Below are 26080 nucleotides of genomic sequence, written 5' to 3' on the forward strand. Positions count from 1 at the left end.
CTGACGCCAGACCGCGCGATCAGGGAATGAGGATGCTGGAGGCGTCGACGCCGGTCGCACCCGTCTTTGTATCGACGGCCGTCACGGTGATGACATGCGCCCCGGCCTTGTCGACCGGCAAAGTGCCGGTGAAATAGCCGGTGCGACCGCCATAGGACAGGCTGACCTCGCCGGCGGGCTGACCATCGCGCTTCGCGCTGGCCCTGACATCGTAGCGCGCCGCATCCCAGATACCGCCCGGCTCGATCGGGCAACCGCACATCAAGGCGACATTGGCCGCGAGCCGAATGGCTGCCCCTGCAGTGCCGCGCTGGTGCGCAGCCGGCTCGACAAGATCAACCACGAGGCCAGGCAGCTCGAGCAACCAGCCATCGCCCTGCGTCGCGCCGCGCCCCGGCAAGACCCATCGCTGCGAGGTGACGCGCACCGCCGCCTGCGGCTGCGCGAGCGGGCCATAGGCTTCGACCTCGACCAGCCTCGGTTCGTCGATGTCGATCGTCGTCCTGAAAGCGGCGGCTGTTTCATCGGCAAGCGGTGCCCCGCGCGGGCCGCCTTTCATGATCCGGGCGGTGTCGCCGGTCGATCCCGCCGTGCGGCCGTGCGCCAGCACCTCTCCGCTGCGCACATCCCGCACGATGATCTCGGCTCCGCCCATCGACGTGCCAACGAACTTGCCACCCTCGCTGATGACGCGAATCACAAGATCGGTGGGTTCGGCCGCGGCCGCCACAGGAAGACCGGCAAGGATAAGCGCCGACAGGCGGACAAGAGCGCCTGATCTCATTGGGCCGTTTCTCCTTTCCGGATCGCGCGGGACAAGGCCGCCTCATCCCAGCGAATCGAAAAGGCCCCGCGAAGCTGGCCCGGCGCAAAGCCCGTCGCCTGATCCCCGGGATAATTCGCGCGGATCGCCGCCGTGACTTCGGGCGCGATATTCTCACCATGACAGGCAAGGCACATCGGCATGGTGGGGATGGCGCGCATATAGCGATATTGATCGCCTTCATACGCCGTCCAGCGCCGAGACTTGCCGTCCTCGCCCAAAGGCGCACTCGCCCAGCCTTCCATGACGCGCTGCTCGATTGCGTCGGCCTTTGCTGCCGGATTGCGGGCGCGCAGCGCCGTGCGCCTGACACTCGCACCGCTTTCCTCCGAGAGCTGCGCCGCGAGCGCCGGGGCGATGCTCGAACAGACGCCGATCGCCCCCTGCGGCCCTTCGGCGGCCATCGCGGCGGTAAGGGCGCTCAGCAACTCCTTCTGGAAGCGATCAGCCAGGATCTCGGAACGGGCCTGCGCTTCCCTGGCCATCATGGCCTGATCCGGGGCGACCTTGTCCGACGCGCAGGCTCCGAGCAGCAGCGCGGCCAGAAGCGGAAGGGAAACGCGAGCGATCATAGGTTCAGGAGCCTCCACCGGCAGGCCCGAAACGATCGCACAGCATGTCGATCAACTGGCGAACGCCATCGTCGGCCAGGCTGTAGTAGATGGTCGTGGCCTCGCGCCGGGTCTTGACCAGCCCACCTTCGCGCAGCTTGCCGAGATGCTGCGATACGCTGGACTGCGACTGACCGCACAGTTCCACCATGGCGTTCACGGAGAACTCGCCCTGGGTCAGCCGGCAAAGGATCAGCAGGCGCTGTTCATTGGCGAGCAGCTTCAACACGCTCGCTGCATGGGCGGCATGCCTGGCGAGTTCGGCAAAGGGGGCAGCAAGAGGCGTCATCTGGTCACGGGCTTCCCATCATCTCGGAGCACAATGTAAATGGCCGGAATAACCAGCACGGTCAGCAGCGTCGAGGACGCAAGGCCGAACAGCAACGAAATCGCCAGGCCCTGGAAGATCGGATCGGTCAGGATCACCGCCGCGCCGATCATCGCCGCGGCCGCCGTGAGGACGATCGGCTTGAACCGGATCGTGCCGGCTTCCAGCAGCACGTCGCGCAGGGATTTGTCAGGCGAAGCCGCATGCCTGATGAAATCGACCAGCAGGATCGAATTGCGCACGATGATCCCGGCCAGCGCGATGAACCCGATCATCGACGTCGCCGTGAACGGCGCGCGGAACAGCATGTGCCCGATGACGATACCGACGAGGGTCAGCGGCACCGGCGTCAGGATGACCAGCGGCAGGCGGAAGCTCCTGAACTGCGCGACGACGAGGATATAGATCCCCAGCAGGGCCACCATGAAGGCCCCGCCCATGTCGCGGAACGTGACCCAGGTGATCTCCCATTCACCGTCCCACAGCACGGACGACACGCTTTCGTCCTCGGGCTGACCGTTGAGGAGGATTTCCGGTTTCGTCAGCCCCTTGGCGGCCCAGTCATAGGCATCGACCGCGCGATTGACTTCGATCATGCCGTAGATCGGCGCCTCATAGGCTCCGGCAAGTTCGGCCGTCACCATGTCGGCATAGCGGCCGTCGCGACGGAAGATCGCGGGGCTGCCCGTCTCGGTGCGTGCTTCCACCACGGCGCCGAGGTCGATGAGCTGGCCACCCGGCGTCTGTCCGATGGGCGTGCTCGACAGGGCCTGCGTCCAGCTCCGGTCCTTCTGCTCAAGTGCGATCGTGATCGGGAGTGGCGTTCGGCCATCGCCGCGAGGCGCATAGCCAACCGTCTGGCTGCCCATCAGCATCCCGATGCTGTCAGCGACCTGCCGCTGTGACAGACCATAATAATCAAGCCGGTCGCGTTGCAGGTCGAGGCGGAGCTTGGGCCGAGCCGCGCCGAAGCTGTTGTCGACGTCGACGATGAAGGGGACGGATCGGAAGATCTTCTCAAGCTCCACAGCCGTCTTCTGCCGGGTTGCGGCGTCCGGGCCATAGACTTCGGCCAGCAGTGTCGCGAGCACCGGCGGTCCCGGCGGCGTCTCGACCACCTTGAGCGACGCACCGCCCGGCAGCGTGAGCGCCTTCAGCCGCTCACGCAGATCGAGCGCGATTTCGTGGCTGGAACGGTCGCGGTCGCCCTTGGGCAGCAGCGTCACCATCACGTCGCCCTGTTCGGGCTGCGAGCGCAGAAAATAATGGCGGACGAGGCCATTGAAGTTGAACGGCGCCGATGTGCCGACATAGGCCTCCATCGACGTCGCTTCGGGCAGACCGCGCACGATACCGGCTACATCCTCCAGCACGCGGCCCGTATTTTCGAGGGCAGTCCCTTCGGGCATGTCGACCACGACTTGGACCTCCGACTTGTTGTCGAAGGGCAGCAGCTTCACGGTGACGGCCTTGAAGTAGAACATCGAGCAGGCGACCAGCGTTGCCACGCCGACCCCGATCAGGAAGTTTCGGGCCGACTTGCGCGTGTCGATCACGCGATGCGCGACGCGCGCATAGAGCTGGCCGAGCTTGCCGCCGCTTTCGTCATGGCCATGCCCCGCCGCCAGCGTCTTGCGCGCGAAGCGGATCATCAGCCAAGGCGCGATCACGACCGCGACGAAGAAGGAAAAGATCATCGCCGCCGATGCGTTGACCGGGATCGGCGCCATATACGGCCCCATCAGGCCGGAGACGAACAGCATGGGGAGCAGCGCGGCGACCACGGTGAGCGTGGCGACGACGGTCGGATTGCCGACCTCGGCCACAGCCTCGATCGCGGCCTGCGTGCGCGTCCGTTCATCATCCATCGCCCAATGGCGGGCGATGTTCTCGATCATGACGATCGCGTCGTCCACGAGGATGCCGATGGAGAAGATCAGCGCGAACAGGCTGACGCGGTTGATCGTGTAGCCCATGAGGTTCGACGCGAACATGGTCAGCAGGATCGTCGTCGGGATGACCACGGCGGTCACGCCGGCCTCGCGCCAACCGATCGCGAAGCCGATCAGCACGACGATCGAGACGGTCGCCAGCGCGAGGTGGAACAGCAACTCGTTCGCCTTTTCGTTCGCCGTCTCGCCATAGTTGCGCGTGACCGCGACCGTGACGTCATCGGGGATCAGCTTGCCTTTCAGGCTTTCCACGCGCTCAAGAATGGCATCGGAGACGACCACGGCATTGGCCCCGGCACGCTTGGCGAACGCGATGCTGACAGCAGGCGCGCTATCCCACTTGCCGTTCTCCGCCCCATTGTCCGACTTTGCCCAGCGCCATGCGCGGGCCTGTTCCTCGCGCGGCCCCTGTGTGACGGCCGCGACGTCGCGAAGATAGACGGGCGCCCCGGCGGCCGACCGGACCGTCAATAGTCCCACTTCCTGTGCCGAAGACAAGGTGCGGCCCGCGGTCACCCCGACGGCCTTCCCATCCTCGCGGATATTGCCCAGCGGGAAGCTGCGGTTGGCCTGGCTCACCGCCTCGATCACGCTGCCCAGCGGAACGCCATATTGGCGCAGCTTCGCGGGGTCCGGCGCGATGCGGATTTCCTCGGGGCGTCCGCCAACGAGGAAGGTGATGCCGACATCATCGACCTTCGCGATCTCGGTGCGCAGCTTTGAGGCGAGCTCGTAGAGGCTGGCATCGTTCCACTGGCCCGCCGCTCCTGGCTTGGGTGTGAGGGTCAGCACGACCGTGGGGACATCGTTGATGCCGCGCACCGTCACCTTGGGATCGGGAATGCCAACCGGCTTCCTGTCCCAATTGGCGCGCAGCTTTTCCTCGATACGGATAGCGGCGTCCTCGGGATTCGACCCGACGAGGAAGCGCGCCGTCACCATCACCCCGTCGTCCTGTGCCTGGGTGTAGACGTGCTCCACGCCGTCGACGCTCTTGACGATGGTTTCGAGAGGGATGCCGACCAGCTCGGTCGCGTCAGCGGCGGAAAGGCCGGGCGCCATGACCTGAATATCCACCATCGGCACGCTGATCTGTGGCTCCTCCTCACGGGGAATCGCGAAGAGGGCCAGCAGGCCGACGGCGATCGCCGCGAGCAGGAACAGCGGCGTCAGGGGCGAGGCAATGGTGGCCTTGGTGAGGCGACCGGAAATGCCGAGGTTCATTGGCCGGTAGCCTTGGTGGGCGTGCGGGGCGCGAACAGCGTGTCGCCGGCGGACACGCCGCTCAGGATCTCGACCTTGGCGGGATCGGCTGTCAGTGCGATCTGCACCGGCACCATGCTGAGGCGCTTGCCCCCACCTCTTGTTTCAATGCTTACGATCTGAACCTGGTCCATGCCGTAGCGCGTGGTGACGAACGAGCGTGGCACGACCAGCGCCATGCGCGTGCCGATCTCGACCGATGCGCTCACGCGGCGACCGACGAATTGGGTGGTGAGGCCAGGCAGCGTCGCGTCAACGCGAACCTGGCCTCCGGTGACCGCGGGATAGATTTGCGTCACCTGCCCGACGCGCGACCCGTTGGAAATGTCATCGCTTGTGATTGTCACGCGCGCGCCGGGGTGGACCTGCCCTGCGACCGATTCCGGCAGCATCAGGCGCAGGACCGGGGGACCAGCCGTGACGGTCGCGATCGACATGCCCGGCGCAACCGGCGCGCCCGCCGGGATATCGGCCCGCAGCACGCGCCCGCTTGCCGGTGCGATCACCGCGCCTTGCCCGGCAACGCTTGCGCTCGCGCCCTGTTGGGCACGGGCGGCGGCAACCTGCGCGGCGGCCGCGCGCGCGCCGGCCACGGCCTGATCAAGCCGTGCCTGCGCATAGACGCCGTTATTGTAGAGATCGCGGATACGCGCGAGGTCCGCATTGGCGCGCGCGGCTTCGGCCTCTGCCGCGGCGACCTGCGCGCCATAGGCGCTGGTCTCATAGCCAGTCCGCGAGTCGACGATCATGCCGATCCGCTGACCCTTCTGCACCATGTCGCCCTCGGTAACCGACAGGGAGGTCAGGATGCCGGGAATGCGCGCGAGCACTTCGGCCTGGTCGCGCGTGGCGATTTCCGCGCCGACCGCCTTCATGGCGGGGATTTCGGTCACGGTGAGCCGCAGGGTGTCCCCGGCGGGCAGCGTCGCCGCCGCAGGATCGCGCTCCGGCTGCCTTCCGCATCCCGATAACGCCAGCGCAGCGCCCGCCAACCAGAGCCACTTGCCCATCCTGCTCACCCCTTTTGACCTGCTCTCAGCTGCCGACCACCGGCATTCCGGCATCCTTCCATGCGCCGATGCCGCCAGCGAGGTGGGTGTCGATCACGCTCTGCGCCGCCGCGCATTGGTCGAGCGCCTTGCCCGAACGCTTGCCGCCCGCGCATTGCAGCACGACGGTCCGACCCTCGGGATCAGGGATATTACGAGGTGAAAAGCCCGACAGCGGCAGGTTTATTGCGCCGGGAATATGCCCCGACCTGAACTCATCGACTTCGCGCACATCGATCAGCAGCGCCTTGCCGTCCTTCAGCATGGCGTCGAGCTCGGCGGGGCCGATCTCGCGGTGCGCGTCACGTTTCTTGAATTCAACCATGAGAATCCCTTTCAGTTTGTGGGTTGCATATAACGTGTAATGATTATATTAGTCAACGGCGTCGAGACAGGAAGGATCGCAGATGGGCAAGCCGTTGATCGTCGTGTTGGGTGCGGGACTGGGAGGCACCATCGCCTCCTACGAGATCAAGGACGCCGTAAAGGGCCGCGCCGAAGTGATGACTGTATCCGATACCGATACCTACAGCTTCATTCCTTCCAATCCGTGGGTCGCCGTGCGTTGGCGCGAGCCGGAAGCGATTCAGGTCCATCTTCCCCCGGTGTTCGCGAAAAAGAAGATCGGCTTCACCTCAGTGGGCGCCAAGCGGGTCCATGCGAGCGAAAAGCGACTCGAACTCAATGACGGAACATCAATCAATTACGATTATCTTGTAATCGCGACTGGCCCCGATTTGGCCTTCGACGAGATCGAAGGGCTGGGTCCACATGGCGGCCATACCGTCTCGGTCTGCCAGACGGCCCATGCCGCCGAGGCGGCCGATGCCTTCGACGCCTTCGTGGAAAATCCCGGCCCCATCATCGTCGGCGCAGTCCAGGGCGCGTCCTGCTACGGCCCGGCTTACGAATTCACGATGATCCTCGACACCGAACTGCGCCGCCGCAAGATCCGCGACAAGGTGCCGATGATCTATGTGACGCCCGAGCCCTATATCGGCCATCTCGGTCTCGACGGCGTTGGCGACACCAAGTCGCTGCTCGAGAGCGAGATGCGCGAGCGCCATATCAAATGGATTACCAATGCGCGCGTGACCAGGGTCGAACCAGGCCTGATGCATGTGGAAGAAGTGGGCGAGGACGGCGCGGTCACGAAAACGCACGATCTACCCTTTGCCTATTCGATGATGCTGCCCGCTTTTCGCGGCGTTCCCGCTGTCCGCGACATCGAAGGCCTCACCAACCCGCGCGGCTTCATCATCGTCGACAAGCACCAGCGCAATCCTGCCTTCCCGGAAATTTTCGCGCTCGGTGTGTGTGTCGCGATCCCGCCCACGGGCCCGACCCCGGTACCTGTGGGCGTGCCCAAGACCGGCTTCATGATCGAGAGCATGGTCACGGCGATCGCAGCCAATCTCGCGTCGATCCTTGAAGGCAAGGCGCCGACCGCCGAAGCGACATGGAACGCGGTCTGCCTCGCCGATTTCGGCGATAGCGGCGTAGCCTTCGTCGCCCAACCCCAGCTCCCACCGCGCAACGTCAACTGGGCGTCGGAAGGCAAATGGGTCCATTTGGCCAAGATCGGCTTCGAGAAATATTTCCTGCGCAAGATCCGCAAGGGCGAGAGCGAGCCTTTCTACGAAAAGCTGGCCATGCACGCGATGGGTATCCGCAAGCTGCGTTTCTGATTTTTGAGTGAAGGGGTGCACAAGATGACTCTCGATCGTGCCGTGATGGCGTTCGCCGGAAGTGTCGTGCTGCTGAGCGTCGTCCTCTCGCTCACCGTGCATCCCTGGTGGCTCGCGCTCACTGTTTTTGCCGGTCTCAATATGATCCAGGCGAGCTTCACCGGCTTCTGCCCCGCCGCGATGGTGTTCAAAGCGCTGGGCGTTCGTCCGGGGACCGCCTTCAAATGAGGCGATCCGCGCCGATCCCCTTGCCCCTGCTGGCCTGCCTGCTCGCGAGCGCCGCCGTGCCGGCGCAGGCGACGACGCTGGAAGAGGCGATCGCGGCCGCCATGACCCATGCGCCCGAGATCGAAGCGGCGCGCGCCGATGCCGATGCCGCCGATGCCCGGATCAAGGAAGCACGGGGCCAGGGTCTTCCCACCGCGACGCTCAGTGGAACGATCGGCTATGGCCGGCTCGATCCGCAGGGCTATTTCGGGCTTCCGGCGGCGAACGTCACCCCGCGCGCGGCACAGCTCACCATCGAACAGCCGCTATTCATGGGCGGCAGGGTCAGCGCAGGCGTCGCGCAGGCGAAAGCAGGCAGTGCGGCCGCGCACGCGGGCGAACACATCACGCGCAGCCAGATCATCGTCGCAACGGTCCAGGCCTATGGCGATGTGCTGACCACGCAGCGCATGGTCGCGCTCTACGAACAGATGGTCGGGCAGATGGAGGAGATCCAGCGTCAGGCCCGTCTTCGCTACAAAGCCGGGGAAAGTCCCAGCACCGATGTTGCGCAGGCTGCGGCGCGGCTCGCCGAAGCACAGGCTGCCCTTGAAGGCGCGCGGGGCCTTGCCGTCTCGGCCGACGCGCGATTTACGAACCTGACCGCCCTTGCGCCGCGGGACCTTCAACCCCTTCCGGCAAACCCCTCCCTGCCCGCCTCGCTCGATGAAGCGCTGAATAGTGCGCGGGCGAACAATCCGGCCCTCGCCCAGGCCGAAGCGGCACTGGAAGCCGCCCGTGCGGCTGCCCGCGGCGCGCGGGCCGAACGCTTGCCCACGGTTGGGGCCTTCGCCGAAGGTTCGACGATCCGGGATCAGTTCTTCCCTGATTATCGCGCCGATGGCGCCACGGTCGGCGTGCGGGCGCGCTGGCAGTTGTTCGCGGGTGGACGGGTCTCGGCAAAGATCACCGAGTCGGACAGCACGGTAAGAGCCGCCGACGCACGCGTTCGCGCCGCGCGATCCGCGGTCGATGAACAGACGATCAGTGTCTTTCAGGGCGTGCAGTCCGCCATGTTGGTCGAAACCGCCGCTGCCAGCCAAGCCCTTGCCGCCGCCCAGGCCCGCGACAGCGTTCGCCATGAGGTCCGTGTCGGCATGAAACCCCAGCTCGATCTGCTCGACGCGGAGCGGGAGGCAGCTGCGGCCGCCGTCAGCGAGGCCAGGGCGCAAAGTGATCGCATCGTAGCCGCCTACCGGCTGCTCGCCCTCATCGGGCGCTGAGCTTCAACAGGAGAGGGACACATGCACAAGGACTGGCCGAAAATGGCCGACGAATTGAACGTCGCCATCAAGGAAGTGCGGCTCGGCACACCCGAAGTGATGAAGGCCTTTTCCGCGATGGCGGCAGCTGCAACCCAGGCGGGAACGCTCGACGCCAAGACCAAGGAACTGATCGCGCTCGCCATCTCGGTCGCGATCCGCTGCGACGGCTGCGTGGCCTTCCATGCCAAGGCGGCGGTTAAGCAGGGCGCGACGCGCGACGAGGTCATGGAGACGATGGGCATGGCCCTCTACATGGGCGCCGGTCCCAGCCTCATGTATGCCGCGCAGGCTGTCGAAGCCTTCGATCAATTCTCAGATTAGCAATGTCCCATTCGGCACGGCTATCCCAGTAGAGATAGCGCGGCGTTCCTCCGGTCTCTACCTGCTGGCGAAACTGCCCGTCGCCGTGCTGCACAATACCCCCGCCGAAGGTGACGAACACCAGCTTCTTCTCGCCCTGCGTCTCCGCGAGTGACTGCATTTGCCGGGTGAAGATGTCTCCGCCGCAAGCCTGAAGCAAATTGATCGATCCGGAAATTTACGGATTTCCGATGATCGCCTGAGATGCTTGGTGTGCGCCTCAACAACCGATTGCCTCACATGCAGCAATGGGAAGATTAGGAGAAAGGGTCATGACGCCGCCGACGCCATCGAGCAGATCCAGTTCAAAATGGTTCTGGATTCTCGCACTCCTCGCGCTCTTCATCCTGACGATCGTCTGGTTTGCGAACCCTCTCGGCAAGGTCGAGCAGGCCCCGCCGCCCGAGACGGCCGCCCAGTCTACCGAATGGGCCCCCGCCCCCGACGGACCCGCTATCGATGTAAAACTGCCAGAAACGCCCATGAAAAACGTCGTAGCCGATCAGACGGAAGGTGCGGACAACTGAGCGCGCTGCCCTGCGAAGCAGCGCGCTCAGTGGACACACGTAGCCAATTATACCGATGGTCGCCATGACGAGCCGGAAATCATGCTCGATGCCATCGTGGATGCCTGTACTCAACCGAGCGAGGAAATGCCGGTCGGAGCAAAAGCGCACGCCTCCAACCTGTCACACCACCCCTTCCCCGATCTTACCGAGCGCCTGTCGATGAGCATCGCCGATCGAGGGAGGTCAAGAAGGCCGGCGCGCTGTCCGCAACGACCGGGAGCATCGATGAACCCATGCAAAAAAGCTGCGGCGTCGATAACGGGATTCGGCAACTGATGAAGGAGGAAGATGGGATCGGCCCCCCACTGCCGCTGACGTGGTGGTGAGAGCCAATCTGCCCCGGTCTATGTACCCGCCCTGGGCGAACAAGACTGATCCGGTCGAAACCAGACATCCCTATCAGGGGCATTTGTCACATTTTGTGGAATAGACATCCGGCTGCTCCCATATTCTGAGTTCGAACCCTCATTTCTAATTTCATTTGGACGGCGCTATAATTTCAGATGGACGCCAATCTTCTTTCATCGAAGCGTTAGCGCATGTTTCGGTAGACATGCTGCTACCCTGCCATTCCACCCAGCGCCTCCAGCACCGGTGCCGTGCTTTACGACCATGGCCAGACGATCGGTTTTGGAGATCATCTCGCCGCTCTACCCTTCTCCTGCCTCTGGGGATGAAGCCGCCATGCGTACTGCCATGCGGGCACTCGCTCCACTTTTGGTAGCGAGCCTAGCGCCGTAGCGCATCACCGTCCTGGGGTCGCGCCACCGGTAGGCCTGCATGATCGCGGGGAGACTCTCGCCAGCCGCAAAATTGTCCTGCGCCACGCCCACGCGGATCGAATGGCTCGACACCGCCGAAAGCCAGCGCTTGAGCTCGGCTTCGGACAGAGGACCGAGCAGCTTCTTGTCGAAGGCGGCCCTGATCAGCCGCTTGTAGATCAAGGTGATGCTGTTGGGATGGAGGCCGGCGCGCCCCACGCTTCGCACCGAACCGTCAAAATGGGTCTCCACCCTCCGGAACAGGGCACCGCGGTCGATATGGGAGGCATCTCGCCAGCGGGCGATCGCGTTCATTGTCGCGGGCGAAAGATAGGCCCAGGCCCCCTCCCCTTCCTGGTCGGTCTTGCTCGAAGGCACGAACAGCGCCCCTGCCCCATTCGTATCGGGTCCGTCGATATGGTCGACATGGATCGCGACGAGTTCCGAGCGGCGGCCCGCGCTGTCATAGGCCGTCCGCAGCAGCGCCTCGTCGCGCAGACCCAGCAGATCGCGCCGACAAGCCCGTAGCAGATGCGAAAGGCAGACCCCGGAGGCCGGGCTGTCGAAGTCCGAAATCTCGCCCTTGAACCGGATCGCCCTTGCCTGCCGCTGGCGAACGCCGAGCGACTTGCGCGCAGCCTTCTTCTCCAGCTTGACCAAGGGTGCCGCCGTGGGATCGTCGAGACCGGCCATGCGATAGGCCCAACCGACATTGACGATGTAGCGCTCGATCGTCGCCATGGCGCGAACCGCCTCGTCCGAGGCGTCGACGCCGGCCAGCGCGCGTATCCAGGCCGCCGCGAGTTCGGGCGTTGCCTGCACGGCCGGAATATGGCGCTTGCGGCACCAGGCGCCCCAAAGAGTCAGGTCCGAGCGAAAGGCGCGCCGCGTATTGGGCGACCAGCCCCGCAGCGCCGCATCGAGGAGGCCTTCGTCGATCGCCACGGTCGATCCGACCAAAGCCCGCACATCGCCGATCAACGCAGCGGCATCGCTCGCCAGCGCCGTCAGGCTGCCTTGCGAGGCCGATACCAGCGTCATGCGCCGAGCGTCCGCACCATATGGACGGCGACCATCCCATCGCCATGGTCGACCTCGCGCTCGCGCACATAGCCAAGCCGTTCGTAGAGCGCGATATTCGCGGTCATGAGCGCGTTGGTATAGAGGCGCGTACCTTCGAACCCCGCGGCGCGCGCGAGATCCTCGGCATGGCGCATCAGCCGCTGGCCCAAACCCTCACGCTGTCGATCTGGATCGACGGCGACATTGACGATCAGCAATTCCCTGCCTTCGGCGACCGTCTCGAGCAGCGCGATCAATTCGCCCTTGTGCACGAGCACATCGAAGCGATGCGCGCCGAAGGCCCGATCATAATCGGCGGCGAGCGGCTTGGGCGGTCGGGACGTGACGCCAAGCCAACGGGCATAGGCGCGTTGAACCAGTGCCCGGATCTCGGGCACGTCCTCCTTTACCGCGCGGCGCAACGTCGGTTCGCTCATGGTGCCGAGGCTTAGCGCGACGACATTTTATTGTATAGAGTGTTGATAACGATCCATTATCAACACTAGGCATCCGGGCATACTTTACTGAACTTTGCTTTCAGTTCACTATTGGGCATGGCTGACATGCCCTCGCCCGCCTCTTATGGCCCCGATTATACCCCACAAATGGCGGCAGCCATAGCGTCTTGCACCGCGTCCATTTCTCGCCTGGATGCCCGAATTTCCGTCAGTTCCGCCGCCTCGGCATGGAACCGGCGGGCTACCTGGTCAGGCTATGCGCGGGCGCTTGTGAACGGACAAAGAACACTGCATCCGACACCCCACGCCAATTCACCTGACCGACAAAATTCTCTGCACCGGCGTTATTTCCTGACACCCTTCAACATACGCGCCGCCGCGTTGGACGACGGAGCGAGCTTGCGGCCGTAGCGGAGTGCAGTGGCGGTCGAGGTCCATCGCAATGCCTGCGCGATCGGTCCCGCATCCTCGCCATTGGCGAACAGATCCTGGGTCAGGCCGACGCGCAACGAATGCGTGCTCAGCGCATCGATCGCATGGTCGAGATCGGCGCCCATGAGATCGACCAGGCCCTGGTCGGCTGCGGCGAGCGCCGTGCGCTTGATGATCAGCCGCATCGCCGCCGGCGTCAGCGCGCGCTCGCCAATTCCGTAGGTCACCGTGGCCGCGCGCGCAGGCCGCGCCGCCATGCGTTCCCGATCGACCCGGGCATGATAGGCCAGATCCTCGATCGCGAGCGCCCGGCGCGCTTCGCGGGGTTTGGTCCGGATCACCGCTACGCGGCGGAACAAGGCGCCCGCGCGGATTGATGCGGCCTCGCGCCAAAGAGCGACACGCCGCATCGTGTCGGGCGACAGCCACACCCAGGCCCCTTGCCCTTCCTGGTCGGTTTTCGAGTGGGGCACCTCGAGCAGCCCCGATCCATCCTCTTGCGCTTCCATCAATTCGACGGCGACGGCCACCAGCTCCGATACGCGCAAACCCGCATCATAGCCGAGCGACAGGATCGCCGCGTCGCGCAGGCCAGCGACGTCGCGCCCACACGCCTCGAGCAGCACCGACAGCGTGAACCCCCTGACGGCTTCCCGCCCGATCCCTTCGCCGAGCCGCAACGGGCCGGCCTGGCGCTGCCGGACTCCGGCCCGACGCCGCAGCCCACGCAGCGCATCGCGGACCACGACGGCACCGACGGGGCATGGAACGTCGAGAAGGTGATGGGCCACCGCCAGCGAGGACAGGCGCCGGGACACGGTCGCCGGCTTGAGCCGCCGCGCCTCGCAATAGTCAATATAGGCGACAAGCCGCGCTTCGTCGGCGGGCAGGCCGATCCCGCCGCGCTCGGCCGAGAAGCGCGCGTAGCAATCGAGATCGACCGCGAGCGCCTTGATGCTGGCGGGCGCCCGCGCCTCGATGCTCTTCTGGAAGTTGAGTTCGACCAGGCTGGCGCCTTCGCCTGTCAGCTCCTGAAGCAACTCGACGAGCTGGACCGCGCGATCTTGCGCGGCGCCCGACCGCCGCTGGGGCAGCGGCGCCTCGCCGGGTGCCAGGATCGTCACGATCTCCGCGGAAACCGAGCGCTTGGGCATGGGCAGGCGCTCTGTCTGTGCAGCGATCGACAGGACGGATTTGGCGCGCATACCGGGGGACTATAACCCCGATTTCGCCGAAGTCACTATCGATAACACTCTATTATCGATAGTGCAAAAAAGGGCGTGCTAGGGATGGTGCAGTTAAGGCAGTTTAGGTTACCCTTGCGACATGCCCGATTTTTGCGATCCATCGACCCGATTCCATCCGCTCCGATCGGACGAAGATGCGCCGATCGAAGACCTGATGACGGCAAGGGTGCGCGCGGCGCTCACCTGGGGCCAGCTGCAAGGCCGTTTAGCGCATGTGCCCGCGCAAGTTGCGCATCAATTCTGCGCCGCGCTCGCCCGCCTGCTCCTCGTCGAAGCGCTCACGGGTAGCGGCTTTTCCGGCGCGAACAGCTGGTTTTCCGCATGGTTTTCCGGCCTCCAGCCCGTGCCCGACGCCACCGCCCATGTCGCAGCCCCGCCCTCGCTGGTCGCCGACACGCTGCTCGCCGAGCTCTCGCTGTCGGCCTGGGCGCCGCTCGCCGACACGGCCATCCAAATCCGCGCCGCAGCGCATTTCCATCGCGGCGAGGGCGCCCCGCAAGGCGAGCGCGGCGATGCCCCCGCGTTCGCCGTAGCGGAAGCGGCGCGGCTCGCCGAGCCGCCCGCCGACGATCGCGCGGACGACTGGCCCCTCGCCGCGCTCGATCGCCTGCATCGGGCCGCGGCCGCCTCGCCGCATTTCGCGCCCACCGAGCGCAGCTACCAGCTGCTCCCCCTGCCCGCCGGGCCGGTCTCCTTCGAGCAGACGCGGACGGCCACGCCGCTGTGGGCGCTCGATCTCCTCGCCGGCGCCCTGATCGCGCGGAGCGCGCCAGCGACCAGGCCGCTGCCCCTGCCCGGAGCCGTGCGCGCCGAGGCGCTCAGACCCGAGCTCTGGTCCCGCGAGCGCGCCATTATCACGGCCGAGGCCGCCGGCGAAGCTGCGCAGCGGCTGAGCGACCAGCTCGATGCAGCCCATGCGAGCGTGCGCGAAGTGCATGAGGCGATGACCGTCCTGCGTTCGACCTCGCGCGCGCCGCTGCTCTACCGGCTGCTCGCGGGCTTCGGACCGCTGCGCCCGCTCCAGATCGAGAAGGCCCTTGGCGTTTCGAAAAACGGCGTGCGCGATCTCGTCGCCGCCCTCGTCAAAGCGGGCCTCGCCGAGCGGGCGGCGTACGAACATCACACGATCATCCGCGCCCTGCCCCGCGCGCGCCGTGCCACGCTGGCGGCCGAGGGTGAAAGCAGATCCGTTGAAACCAGCTCCGGCGCGACGTTCGCCGCGTTCGACGCGGCCATGGCCGATGTCGAGCGCGTGCTCGCCCGTATGGAGACGGCGCGCGAATGACCCCGGCAACACGGCAAGATAGGAAACCCCGGCAGAAACTTCAAATCGACGCGCCCGATACGGGACTCGCGCCGCCGTTTCAGGCCATGACCTGTCTTTGAACGATCAAAGGAAAGTTCGCGCAAAAGCCCCTGGGAGCGCAAAAAGGCGGTCTCGGATAGGAGGGGGCGCCCAGAGGCCGCCACCACGCCCTACGGGCCTCCTGAGGGCAAATTCGCGCGAAATGCCCAATGGGCGACCGTCGCCGTCCGGCTTTACCATCCGCGCCCATGACCCGGCAGATCGAGCAGGATGCGAAACCTGGGAGCGGCGAAGCAGGCGGCGAGCCGCGCCCGCCACAGATCGCCATTCGCGCTGCAAGCCGGCTCGGCGCAGCCGGCGGACATCGCCGCGCCCACCATCCCCGATGCTTGCAGGTAAAACAGCGCCTCCTGGAAACCACGGCGCTGCGCTGACATCGCCGCGCTCTCCGTCGCGGCGGCGTCTCGTACCGCGCGCGCCAGCGCCGCGCGGCGAGCCTTCAGCCCCTGCATCAAATGGGCACGGGGATAATTGCGCTTGGCCTGCTCGAGCTGCTCGCAGACCATGGTGAGCCGGCGACGCTCGCGGTCGAGCTGCCGCAGGCCGACCCTGGCGATCGCCTCCGCCAGATCCGATAATTGGGGTCCGACGCCGGAAGCCGCCTTTCGCGGCAGGCGTGCCGGCTGCGCATCGAAGCGGAAGATTTGCTCCCATCGCCCGGCTTTCAGCCCGTCACTGCTGTGGAGCGCCGCCAGCAGCAGATGACGCACCGGAGCGTAGTGGAAGCGGTTGCCGACCAGCGCCGCCCGGTACCGCTCCCAACCTACCCGGTCACCGGGGCGGGCGCCGCGGATTTGCTCCCGCGCAATCATCCCGTTCCACAGCACTCGGGTTTTGACGAAGGCAAACCGCGCCATTTGCGCGCGCGTGCGCGCGACCCGGGCCGCGAGCGCCCGCTCGGCGGCCTGCGTCCGCCCCAGGGCCCTGATCCCCGCAAGATCGGTCAGCAACAGCGCATGACGGTCGCAGAAGGTCGTCACGCGCAAGATCCAGCTCCGCTCGATCCGCCACGGCGCGCCGGACACCAGCCAGTCAAGCCAGCACTGGGCGCAGCCGATTGACCGCAGCGTCAGCGGCAACAGATCGCCGCGCCCACAGCCGACGAACGTCCTAGAAATCGCCTTCGCGGGCACCATCGTCGCCCACGCGAGCCGTTCTACCATCACCTGGCGGCGGTCCGGCACGCCAGCGACCGCCGGCGCCGGCGCGGCCAACCAAGCCGATGCGCGCGACGTGGCCGGTACGCGCGACGTGGCCGGTACGGGCGACACGGCCAGGTCGCGATCGGCGAGCGCCGCGTCGATGCCGAGATGGCGAAACAGCGCTTTGGGCGTGGTCTCATGACGCGCGGCCAGGCGGCGCAGCCAGGATTCGAAACATTCCTCGGGCAGCGGCCTCACCCGAAACGCCAGCGGCTCGATCTCCCGCCCGCTCATTCCGGGCTATAAGGCGTAAACAATTGCAGCGCCTCGGTGATATCGTCCTGGGTCACGAACCGGCGGTCATGCCGCCGCGCGACCTTTCCCGACCAGTGCAGGATGCGCTTGAAGTTCCCGGTGACCCCGCCGCTGGTCCGCCAGATGCGCTCGGCGAACGCGGGTTCGGCGAGATGGTCGGGCTCCTCCATCCCCATGCCGCGGGCCAGCGCGCGGATCAGGCGCTGCGCGGGCTCGCCCGGCTCCCATAACGGCAATTTGAGGATGATTGAGCGGTACGCCAGCTCGACATCGTCGGCGAAGATCTGCCGGGCGACATCGAGGCCCGCCACGACCAGCGGCACATTGCCCGCGCTCATCAGGAAGCGGAACGCATCGAGCGTATCGCGCCGCGCAACGCCGCTCGCGGTCAGGATCACATGGACATTGTCGATCGCGACCAGCCGCGTGCCCTGTTCGGCCAGCAGGTCGACGACCTTCAAATCGGCGGTTTTGTGCGTGTTCGTGCGGATCGGCCAGCCCTGTTTCCAGAGCAGGGCGAGGTTGATCTTGAGCGAGGTCGGACTCGAGGGAATGACCGTGCGCAGCACGGGCTGATAGCGCGCCTCGCCCCAATCGGCGGGCTCGGGAAAGGCTTCGGCAAGGCGGCGCTGCGCTTCGCGCAGGATCGAGGTTTTGCCCATGCCGGACTGTCCGGTGAGCACGATGCAGGTCGGGCGTTCCTCGGGATCGTCATGCGCGACATCGACGATCGTCTCGACCGCGTTCCGCGCTTCTTCGAAATCGATCCAGAAGGAGGGCGCCAGCGATGGCGCGGTCGCAGCGGCGCTCATGTCCGCTCCTGCAACCAGTCGTCTTCGCTGAGCTCGGCGACCGGTTTCCAGTCAATGGGCGGCTTTTCCGGCGCTTCGCCATACCGGAGGTCCGCGAGCGTCGTCCCCTCGCCTTCGCGGCGCTTTGCCTGGCGCCGCGCCGCCTTCGTGCGAACGCGGGCGCGGTGGATTTCCTGATTGGCGGCGGCCACCGCCCGCGCCGTCGCCGCGCGACCGCCATCGGCCTGGTAGGCCCGGCCTAGCGCCCGCACTCCTGCCCTGGCGGCCTCCCAATCCGCCTCCCAGACGTCGGGATAGTCGCCGACAACCGGCAATTCGACATAGCGGCCGTCGAGGTCGGCGTAGATATGCTGGATCGTCCGCTCATCCCAGCTGATCTCGACCCTTTGGCCGATCCTGGCGGCAAGCATCGGGTGCCAGTAATGGCGATATCTGATCTGGATACCCTTGGCATGGACCGTGAGCGACTTCGACGGCAGAAACTGGCGGAACAGTTCGCCCGCATCGACCGACACGGGCAGCAGCGGGCTGTGCTTCGCCGCCTCGCGCTCCCACATCTGGGCCGGACACAGGCCGCCCAGCGCGCTATGCGGCGCGTGATGATAGATCGCGATCTGGCACAGCAGCCAGCGCTCGAATTCCACAAGCGTCATCGCCGCGTCCGCCTCGGCATCATAGCCGTCGCGCGCCGCCACGTTCGATCCGGTCGCACCGGGCAAAAGCCGCAGTTTTCCAATCATCGTGCCGATCAGCCGCTCGATATGCCCGCCAAGATGGGCCGGCCCGGGCCTCCGCACATCGGGGCCAATCCCATTGCGGACGCAGGCGCGCCGGAAGGCTTCGGAGCGATGCGGTTTGGCCTGATCGGCATGCAAGCGCCGGAACAAACCGTGCATCGGATAGCTGACATCGACGCCCAGGTGGGCGAGGGCCGGCTCTTTGGGCAACACAGCGCTCGCAACCGCCCGTCCGCACCGGAATATCGAGGGGTCGCCGAAGCTGACATAGTAACCAAGAATGGACCGGGTCCAGATTTCGATGAGGAAGGTGATCCACGGTCTTCCGAGCTGTTCGCGCCGCAGACTATCGACCAGGATGACATCGCCCTTGGTGTGATCCATCTGAACCAGGTCGAGAAATCCCTCGCTTGCATATTCGCCGGGGTGCGGTTCATGGGCGCTCCGCGTCTTCGATCCCATCGTCGCTTTCGCCCAAACACGGCTCGGAATCTCAGCCAGAAGCCGCTCGATCGTCTTCTCGCTTGGGATCAGATCGGCGGGAAAGCGATGATCTCCGTTGTCCGCGTGCAACAGGCCCCAAATCTGCCGCGCCGCTTCCGCACGCGATGGCGGCACCATCTTGAGCGCAATTTCGTCGATCAACGTCTCGATGGCGGCCCTCACCTCGGGATCGATCCTGTGCGATCCAACAGCGGGTCCACGCGGTTTTGGAGCCAGCGTTTCCGCGACCGGATGCACCCGGAAGCGCGCGGCCAGTGTCCGTATCTGCCGCTCTTTAAGGCCGGTTGCCTCGGAAATCGCCTGAACCTGAGCCGCTGTCACCGGGCCGGAAAGCGATATATGTCGCCGGAAATGGGGGTAGAGAGCCAATCCCGCCTCAAGCGATTTGAGGCTCCGCCGGGGCGCTGGAGACGGCTTGCGCTCAATCACGGAACGGGCTCCCCAATGATTTTTGCTGTCCGCGAAATGTAGCTTATTTTGTCGAACACCGCGACGTGTATATTGCCCTAGACAGAATTACTCGCAGAGCATCCGATGTAATATATTGATATTACATGATATTATTGAAATGTAGCCTATTTTGTCGGCTGACAGCGCTGCAACTGCAATCGGCCGAGGTCGACGAAATCGACGTATTTTCCTGGGGTTGCGGGCTCCAGATCCCCGGCCGGCCGCTGCGCTCGACCACCCTCGACCTGTTCGACCGCTTCGATGCGTGGGCCGCGGCGCTCGCCGATCCCGACCCGCTCGCCTGGCGCGATACGCTGCCCACCGCCATCAGCGCGCCGGCGGTTGCCACGCAGCACCCTGCCCTCGTCCGCGCGCTCGATCAGGTCCGCCAACACGCGCTGGCGGATGGCGGCATCCTGCCCTGGCTCGGCCTGCCGTTCGCGCTACGCGATAGCGGCCTCTCCGCGAGCACCCTCCCCTGCCTCGCCGGCGGCGCCAAGGCGTTCCGGCTGAAGCGCAAACCCGACGCCGATGATTGGCTGGCGGTGTTGCGGGCGCTCGAACGATCGGCGCGCGAGGGTCTGGAACGGCTTCACGATCTGGAGAAATTTCATCGCAACGCCCAACGCGCGATCGTCGAAGCGTTCCGTCCGGGCGCCCTCCCCCGGCTGCTCGCGCTCACGCATCATCGCCCGCTGCTATCGCCCCAGGGAGTTGCCGATGCGCTGGCCCTCAGCGTCGCCGGAGCGAGCAAGCTGCTGGAGCGGGCCGTCGCCGCGGATCTTCTGGTCGAGATTACCCAGCGGCGCAGCTGGCGGCTGTTTCTGCCACCGGACCTTGCGGTCGAATTCGGTTATGCAGCACCGAAGCGCGGCCGTCCGGCGAAGGAGCCCCCTCCCCTGCCCGCGAGCCGCGACCTCACCGTGGCTTTCGATGCATTTGATCAGGAAATGGCCGCCATCGACAAGCTGCTTACAAGCGCGCGCGGGCCAAAGCTTTCGTCGCCATGACAGGTGTTGCGAATCAAATGCGAATTTGCGGTGGGAGCAAGTGGGGTTCACAATCATGTGCGCTCTGATTTTGATCACAAACTTGTGACAACTGGCCCAAAATACGGCCCAGCCAGACGCCCGCACAGAGCGATTTGACGCTATTCATGAGGCCGTGGATGCCAGAAGGCCCAAAAGCGCCTGGTAAGGCTCTGGCGGCGTTTTAGGACTATTTCTCGGTTTGTTCCGATTTTGAGGGGTGCGCTGGATATGAAGCACCCTGGCTTCGGCGGTATGTACCCTAACATTTCACAAGCTGATCGAACGAGGTGATGTCGCGTGAGCGCTACGCCAGCTGGATGCCCGTTCGATGGCAGACGTTCAGCATCGAGGTAGATCCAGGCTTCCAACAGGCCCTCGAGAGTTTGGACTTCGATCTGGGCTCGCCGACATTCGATTCTTTCGAAGGCGTCGAGGCAGACCCGGTGATGAGGTAGGTCAGGCGACAGGATGAGGTGAACCGGGATCTCGTCCGCCATCGTCCGCGGGAATCAAGGCAGGGTAGCCAAGATGATGGGACCAGCTTCGAGTGCGCATCGTCGAGTGTTGTCGCGCTGATTGATCGGGAGGCGGGCGATGCACGGTTCGGCAGCGGATGTTGAACGCCATCCTCTGGATGCTCTATGCTCGTGCGAGATCGGGCACTGGGCCTTGTCATTGTGTTCGGTGCTTGCCGATGGCGTCCCCTCCCCCTTCAATCTTTTCAAAGAAAGGGAGAAGCGCCGCAGGCGCCGTTAATTCCTTTAGAAATAAAGATAGAAAGTTAGGCTGTGGATGCGCCGGACGCGACTCATGGATTCATCACGAGTCGGGGAATTCAGCGCGTTCCCGTAATACCGTCTGACCGTTCCTGAAATACCCTGTGCGGTGTTCCCATTGGACCGTGATTCGGTTCCCAATGTACCGTGCGCCGTTCCTGAAATACCGTGTGGGCGGGTCATTGGAGATCGGGGCGGAAAGGGCGGTAAAACGCGTTTTACTCGATGCTACATCCCTGATTTCCCGGAGTTTTGAGCTTCCTGACGACACAGGCGGACACAGTTGATAGCCACTCTTGTAGCCGCGATCATGACACTCGGGCACTTGCTGGCCGGGAAATCGGCAAGGCCTCCCGACTCTCCCACGGTATATTAGGAACGAAGGGCCGATCGAGACAGGCGGCCAGCCTCTGGAGCGGAGTTTCGCTCTGGTTTGAACTTCAATGACTGGCTGCCGGGCGCTTGAAACGGCGGTCGCCGGGCCATCATCTCCGGGCCTGGCGAGGCGTGAATACACGTCGATGGCGCGGTACTTTGGGAACGGCCGCCTATTGGGCTCGGCCGTTTGATCTCGTCTGCCATGGCGGACCGAGGCGGCGGAGTTTTCCTCCGCACGGTATTTCAGGAACGCCTGATCGATTGCCGCGGAGCCGATCTCGATGAACGATCGCAGCGTTCCCCCCTTCCCTTCCCTCTCGTTCCAGGAAGCGCCGGCACGAGATTGACCCGCCATCTGCTTTATCCGGCTTATATCCTGGTTGCTTGGAAACGACGTGCGATGATCGAAAGGGTGTCCGCGTTCCTGATGTACCCGGCGCCGGTCAACTGGTGGGATGATCGATGCCCGAGCCTGGCCCGGAAGGACGTAACGGCTTGGCCAAGGTGGCTGTGACTTCGGCCCGCACAGCGTAATAGGCGAAAATAATGGCGGCAACGCCCGGCCGCTGAGCCCCGCGTCATGGCTGAGATCTCATATTCTATGGGATAGCGTCCCGGTAGGACGGGGTGCTCGGTGGGGAGGGGCCGCGCAACTGCCGGCCCTTGTCCGTCGGTACTTCAGGAACGCAAGAACTATGCGCAACTCGGGTAGCGGAAGGTTGTTCCTGAAAGGCCGCGCTGTTCGAAGCGGCGCTGTAGCGCGCTACAGCGCCGCGCGTTGCTTCGAACAGAATGTTGCGAAGATCTGCGTGATGTTCCTGGCGTCGTATGCGATTTCGCGCTGCCTCAGGAATGACCGAAAGTCGTCGGCGACCATGCCGTGGTCACGCTGCGGTTCGGGCAGGTTGGCCCGTGCGATGGCGCCAAAGGCGCTATGGGCGATATGTCCATATTCCGGGAAGGCGATCGGCGGTTCGTCGATCGCCTTGTCTTGTGCGGAAGGAGTAGCCCGGCCAGGCGTGGGTGCAGTCTGGACCAGGGCAGGGGAGGGGGCTCCGGGTTCGCTCGTGAGGTTGCGCCTGACCATGCGCAGGAACGGTTCGGCCTCTGCGCGCAATTCCAGTTCGAGCGCGTAACCCGGCAGCGCGTTTTCCCGGACGATCTTGGTCATCTCGAATTTGAAGCGACGATAGTCACCTTCCGCGCCCGATTTTTCGAACAGCGTCGGCATGGAGATCGCGAAGCCGTCCGTTCCGGCGCCGCCGGCGTGCTTGCGCGCAACCCGGTACAGCCAGCGTTCTCTCCCCCCGGTGAGCGAGAAATAGGCGGGATCGATCGCGAGGACGCCGCCTTCCATCAGCACGCCGTCGTAAAACCACTTGGCGAGGGTGATGCGCATACCTCGCACGTTGCCCGTGCGGTCCTTGAGCTGACTGTAGCTGTCGATCCAGGAGAAAGTGGTTTCGACAGCGTCGCCCGAGCGGATATTGGTCTTCACCGTGGTTGACTGCAGACGGTCAAGCGCATTGCCCAGCAAGTCATAGGCTCGGCCGCCGACCTCGCGTTTGAGTGTCCTGAGCATGTCGTAGGGCACGACGTTCAAGGTTTGCGGAATGTCGTTCGCACCGCGGCGCTTATGTTCGATGAGCACCGAGGCGCAGTAGATCAGGATGTCGAGATCGTAGATCGTGGCGAGGCCATATTCCGAGTTGGCCGAAACATGGACGGTAACTTTTCGGTCCGGACTGACATAGTCGATCGGCTTCAGGCGCTTGCGCTTGGACAGGGAAAAGAATGGGCGTTCCATCGTTTCGCGCTGGTCGCGAAGCGGCAGTGCCGTCAGTTGCGGCAGAAAGAGGTCTACTTGACCGTCTTCGCGGTAGTCCTGTGGCATCTCATGTCCTGCAACACGCGTAAAACGCGTTTTACTCCATCATAACGATTTGAAAATAAAAGATTTATTGTGGATTCTCATTATCGCGCAAATCTCGCGCTCTCGATGACCGGACGCAGTGCGTCCAGAATCTCATCGACCGATGCGCGGCCTTTTGGATTGATGTTGATCGTGATGCCCTTCGCCTTGGTATCGGCGAGAACTTGTCCGATCTCCTTGCCCGAAGCTGCCGTCAGAGCCGGCTTCGCCTTTGGCGAAGGCGCAGGCCTGGAAGGTGTCACGGCCGCGGCCAGGCGTTCGCAGACTTTGCTGCCCTCGATCTTTTCCGCGCCGGCGGCCAGCAGCTCTTTCTGCTCGGCGGCGATTATGGCCGCCTCACCGAGAATGGCGTCGCGATAGCGCTCATCCTTGATGAGCGGCGACAGGCGCATGCCGTGACGGACCTTCAGGTCGCCTGGTTCCGCAAATGCGCTCACCACCTCGTCGGGGAGTTCGGCGAGTTGCAGCAGATTGTGAAGATTCTGCTTGGGGATCGCCAGGCGCTCGGCCATCTGCGCCCTGACGCCATTATAATAGGCTTCCACCGCGTGCCGATAATTTCGGGCCCGCTCGAGATCGGTGACGTCCTCGCGCTCCCGGTTTTCCAGGTCCGCGAGACGGAAGGCGCCTTCGTCATCGAGCGTTTCGATCCGGGCTACGAGTTCGATCTCGCTATGGTTGTTCGCATGGAGCCAGGAGATCGAAAAATGACGACGTGTGCCGACGATCAGCTCATAGGGCTGTTCGGCATTGGGGGTTCGCCTGACGACCACCGGTTCGCGATTGGTTCCTTCCTCCCTGATCGATTCAATCAGGGAGGCGCAGCGGTCATAGCTAAGCGCCGCATAGTCGCGCGCATTGCCTGGCCAGATCGAGCATTCCGACGGCTTCAGGCGAATGGTGAGGCGCTTGACGGTGCGCGCGATCTCATCGAACGCAACCCCGCGCCGTTCGAGGAAGGACGGTGTCGCCGGTTCTTCGGCGGGCTTTTCTCGATCCGCGTGATCCCCGGCGACGGGACCATCGGCCGCGCGTGTCGGGGGCGGTGTCGTGCCGATGCTTTCGATGGCGTTCGCCAAGAGACTCCGCCGTCTGCCCCCCGCGCTGCTCATGCGGCCTCCGTCAACCGATCGGTGCCAAGCTGCGCCATCCGCGATGGCCACTGCTTGCAGATGTCTTTCTCTACCTCGCGGAAGACCATGTTGAGATTGTCGCGGCAGCGAACATAGGTCTGATGCGAGCCGTAGGGTTTGTTGATCTCGTAAATCGAAGACATCGAAAGTCCCGCATTCTTGATCTCTTCCGAGAGCAGAATCGGTGTCGAGAGCATTTGTCCGGCGTAGGTCTTCTCCATGACCTGGAGCATCTGCGCCTCGTTCGTGCGACTGGGCTGGAACATCGTGCAGACGACCCGAATGAAGCCATAGTCGATCGACGTGTCGAACTTGGAGACGAGATCCATCGCCTCGCGGCAGGTCTGCATGAAATGAATGGTCGACAGATAGTCGAGCTGCCGGGCAGGGACGGGGATCAACAGGCCATCGGCCGCAGTCAGCGTGTTCACGCCGAGAAACCCCATGGCCGGGGGAGGGTCGAGAATGACGACGTCATAGTCGTGACGAACTTCCTCCAGTCCGATCCGCAGCATGCGGAACGCGCCCGCGATCGCTGTCGGTCCTTCCTCGATCGTCGCGGTCAGTTCCCATTCGGTGTCCTGCAGGCCGAGGTTCGCCGGGCAGATGTCGATATTGGGCCAGGCTGTCTTCTGGATCGTCTTGCGCAGCGAATCCGCTTCGTCGATGCGCGGCGACAGGAAATTCGACAGCGTATGGGTCTCGTCGACCAAGGCCTCGAGATTGACGTCGAACATCACGCTCATCGAAGCCTGGGGATCGCAGTCCACGACAAGAACCCGGTAACCCCGCAGGGCAAGATAATCGGCAAGGTGCTTGCCCGTGGTCGATTTGCTGACACCGCCCTTGAAATTCTGCACGGCCACGACGACCGCTCGCTCGGACGGCAATTTGCCCATCTTGATACCGAGCGCTTCGCGAATCGCGATCAAATCCTCGACCGTGTAATATCTGCGCCCGTTGGCGGACGTCTTCGGCGCAGGAAGGCGTCCACGCGCTTCCGCCTTGGACAGGGCTTCGGGCGTCCTCCCCAGAAACTCCGCGGCGACCGAGGCCCCCATTGAAATATTGAGGGTTTTCCTGTCGGATGGATCTATCGCCGCTTGCCGCAGAACGGTTTTTGCATTCTCGCACGAGGTGATCATCGCATCGAGAATCTGACCCGACAGCATGGGCGTTGTCCCCCTTCTCAACCCAAATTGGCCTTGGTTCGTGAAAAAGGTCGAAAAAAGACCCCTTATCCCGGACAGCTATGCCAAAAGGATGGTGGTTAGTCAAATTGGTAGCAGCTGGCGCCATCATGCAAGGACAACGCTGCTCTCAGATGGAGAGTCCGGGATCATTCCGGGCGAACGGACAAGCTCCGGT

General features: G+C 64.3%; 24 protein-coding genes. 9 read left to right on the forward strand and 15 right to left on the reverse strand.

Going from position 1 to position 26080, the window contains the following annotated elements; translation table 11 throughout:
* Positions 1–19: 19 nt before the first annotated feature.
* The 6 genes from WFP78_RS08415 to WFP78_RS08440 are packed head-to-tail and all read right to left on the reverse strand — an operon-like array spanning position 20 to position 6351.
* The gene (locus WFP78_RS08415; protein WP_336960600.1) at positions 20–784 is read right to left on the reverse strand and encodes a hypothetical protein; all 765 of its coding nucleotides are present in this window, start codon (positions 782–784) and stop codon (positions 20–22) included.
* Positions 781–1395, reverse strand: coding sequence for a Tll0287-like domain-containing protein (locus tag WFP78_RS08420; RefSeq protein ID WP_336960602.1), 615 nt, complete (start codon positions 1393–1395; stop codon positions 781–783). The genes WFP78_RS08415 and WFP78_RS08420 overlap by 4 nt, the downstream gene beginning before the upstream one ends.
* Positions 1396–1399: 4 nt before the next feature.
* Positions 1400–1723, reverse strand: a complete 324-nt coding sequence (locus WFP78_RS08425; RefSeq protein ID WP_336960603.1) for an ArsR/SmtB family transcription factor — start codon at positions 1721–1723, stop codon at positions 1400–1402.
* The gene (locus tag WFP78_RS08430) at positions 1720–4938 is read right to left on the reverse strand and encodes an efflux RND transporter permease subunit (RefSeq protein WP_336960605.1); all 3219 of its coding nucleotides are present in this window, start codon (positions 4936–4938) and stop codon (positions 1720–1722) included. Before WFP78_RS08430 ends, WFP78_RS08425 begins: the two co-directional genes overlap by 4 nt.
* On the reverse strand, positions 4935–5987 hold the full coding sequence (locus WFP78_RS08435) for an efflux RND transporter periplasmic adaptor subunit (protein ID WP_336960606.1): 1053 nt from the start codon (positions 5985–5987) through the stop codon (positions 4935–4937). Before WFP78_RS08435 ends, WFP78_RS08430 begins: the two co-directional genes overlap by 4 nt.
* A gap of 25 nt (positions 5988–6012) precedes the next feature.
* Positions 6013–6351 (reverse strand): rhodanese-like domain-containing protein, encoded by a 339-nt coding sequence (locus tag WFP78_RS08440; RefSeq protein ID WP_336960608.1) that lies wholly within the window; start codon positions 6349–6351, stop codon positions 6013–6015.
* 82 nt (positions 6352–6433) lie between these two features.
* On the opposite strand from WFP78_RS08440, the gene WFP78_RS08445 reads away from it, so the two are divergent.
* From WFP78_RS08445 to WFP78_RS08470, 6 genes are all read left to right on the forward strand, one after another.
* A complete protein-coding gene (locus WFP78_RS08445; RefSeq protein ID WP_336960610.1) occupies positions 6434–7714 on the forward strand; it encodes an NAD(P)/FAD-dependent oxidoreductase in 1281 nt (426 codons plus the stop codon).
* A gap of 24 nt (positions 7715–7738) precedes the next feature.
* The gene (locus tag WFP78_RS08450; RefSeq protein ID WP_015460570.1) at positions 7739–7942 is read left to right on the forward strand and encodes a YgaP family membrane protein; all 204 of its coding nucleotides are present in this window, start codon (positions 7739–7741) and stop codon (positions 7940–7942) included.
* Entirely contained in the window at positions 7939–9204 is a 1266-nt protein-coding gene (locus WFP78_RS08455; protein ID WP_336960612.1) for a TolC family outer membrane protein, read from the forward strand. Before WFP78_RS08450 ends, WFP78_RS08455 begins: the two co-directional genes overlap by 4 nt.
* Positions 9205–9225: 21 nt before the next feature.
* Positions 9226–9567 carry a carboxymuconolactone decarboxylase family protein gene (locus WFP78_RS08460; protein WP_015460572.1) on the forward strand — a complete coding sequence of 114 codons (342 nt, stop codon included), beginning with the start codon at positions 9226–9228 and terminating at the stop codon, positions 9565–9567.
* Positions 9568–9878: 311 nt separating this feature from the next.
* Complete coding sequence (locus WFP78_RS08465) at positions 9879–10133, forward strand: hypothetical protein (protein ID WP_336960614.1); 255 nt, start codon at positions 9879–9881, stop codon at positions 10131–10133.
* Between the two features lie 81 nt (positions 10134–10214).
* On the forward strand, positions 10215–10451 hold the full coding sequence (locus WFP78_RS08470) for a hypothetical protein (RefSeq protein WP_336960616.1): 237 nt from the start codon (positions 10215–10217) through the stop codon (positions 10449–10451).
* Between the two features lie 374 nt (positions 10452–10825).
* Here the strand turns inward: WFP78_RS08470 and WFP78_RS08475 are convergent, their stop codons facing one another.
* The 3 genes from WFP78_RS08475 to WFP78_RS08485 form a co-directional block, all read right to left on the reverse strand.
* Positions 10826–11977 carry a tyrosine-type recombinase/integrase gene (locus tag WFP78_RS08475; protein ID WP_336960618.1) on the reverse strand — a complete coding sequence of 384 codons (1152 nt, stop codon included), beginning with the start codon at positions 11975–11977 and terminating at the stop codon, positions 10826–10828.
* Positions 11974–12435: a GNAT family N-acetyltransferase gene (locus WFP78_RS08480; RefSeq protein WP_336960620.1), complete on the reverse strand. Its 462-nt coding sequence runs from the start codon at positions 12433–12435 to the stop codon at positions 11974–11976. The genes WFP78_RS08475 and WFP78_RS08480 overlap by 4 nt, the downstream gene beginning before the upstream one ends.
* A 365-nt stretch (positions 12436–12800) precedes the next feature.
* On the reverse strand, positions 12801–14042 hold the full coding sequence (locus tag WFP78_RS08485) for a site-specific integrase (protein WP_030541452.1): 1242 nt from the start codon (positions 14040–14042) through the stop codon (positions 12801–12803).
* Positions 14043–14214: 172 nt separating this feature from the next.
* Between WFP78_RS08485 and WFP78_RS08490 the strand changes: the two genes are divergently transcribed.
* Positions 14215–15420: a MarR family transcriptional regulator gene (locus WFP78_RS08490; protein WP_030538460.1), complete on the forward strand. Its 1206-nt coding sequence runs from the start codon at positions 14215–14217 to the stop codon at positions 15418–15420.
* A 254-nt stretch (positions 15421–15674) separates the two neighbouring features.
* On the opposite strand, the gene WFP78_RS08495 is transcribed toward WFP78_RS08490, so the two are convergent.
* From WFP78_RS08495 to WFP78_RS08505, 3 genes are read right to left on the reverse strand one after another with little or no spacing between them, the layout of a single operon-like run.
* Positions 15675–16937: a TniQ family protein gene (locus WFP78_RS08495; protein ID WP_048575061.1), complete on the reverse strand. Its 1263-nt coding sequence runs from the start codon at positions 16935–16937 to the stop codon at positions 15675–15677.
* A complete protein-coding gene (locus WFP78_RS08500; RefSeq protein WP_030540651.1) occupies positions 16934–17770 on the reverse strand; it encodes a TniB family NTP-binding protein in 837 nt (278 codons plus the stop codon). The genes WFP78_RS08495 and WFP78_RS08500 overlap by 4 nt, the downstream gene beginning before the upstream one ends.
* Positions 17767–18567 carry a Mu transposase C-terminal domain-containing protein gene (locus WFP78_RS08505; protein WP_231732811.1) on the reverse strand — a complete coding sequence of 267 codons (801 nt, stop codon included), beginning with the start codon at positions 18565–18567 and terminating at the stop codon, positions 17767–17769. Before WFP78_RS08505 ends, WFP78_RS08500 begins: the two co-directional genes overlap by 4 nt.
* Before the next feature lie 51 nt (positions 18568–18618).
* Here WFP78_RS08505 and WFP78_RS08510 point away from each other — a divergent pair, with 51 nt between their 5' ends.
* The gene (locus WFP78_RS08510; RefSeq protein ID WP_231732810.1) at positions 18619–19482 is read left to right on the forward strand and encodes a hypothetical protein; all 864 of its coding nucleotides are present in this window, start codon (positions 18619–18621) and stop codon (positions 19480–19482) included.
* A gap of 83 nt (positions 19483–19565) precedes the next feature.
* Positions 19566–20471: a hypothetical protein gene (locus WFP78_RS08515; RefSeq protein ID WP_336960633.1), complete on the forward strand. Its 906-nt coding sequence runs from the start codon at positions 19566–19568 to the stop codon at positions 20469–20471.
* 1938 nt (positions 20472–22409) lie between these two features.
* Here the strand turns inward: WFP78_RS08515 and WFP78_RS08520 are convergent.
* The 3 genes from WFP78_RS08520 to WFP78_RS08530 all read right to left on the reverse strand — a co-directional run bounded on the left by WFP78_RS08520 (position 22410) and on the right by WFP78_RS08530 (position 25884).
* Positions 22410–23540 (reverse strand): replication initiator protein A, encoded by a 1131-nt coding sequence (locus WFP78_RS08520; RefSeq protein WP_020819382.1) that lies wholly within the window; start codon positions 23538–23540, stop codon positions 22410–22412.
* A gap of 80 nt (positions 23541–23620) precedes the next feature.
* Positions 23621–24691, reverse strand: coding sequence for a ParB/RepB/Spo0J family partition protein (locus WFP78_RS08525; protein ID WP_015460580.1), 1071 nt, complete (start codon positions 24689–24691; stop codon positions 23621–23623).
* Complete coding sequence (locus WFP78_RS08530) at positions 24688–25884, reverse strand: AAA family ATPase (RefSeq protein ID WP_015460581.1); 1197 nt, start codon at positions 25882–25884, stop codon at positions 24688–24690. Before WFP78_RS08530 ends, WFP78_RS08525 begins: the two co-directional genes overlap by 4 nt.
* Positions 25885–26080 lie beyond the last annotated feature (196 nt).

This window comes from Sphingobium aquiterrae, assembly GCF_037154135.1.
GTDB lineage: Bacteria > Pseudomonadota > Alphaproteobacteria > Sphingomonadales > Sphingomonadaceae > Sphingobium > Sphingobium aquiterrae.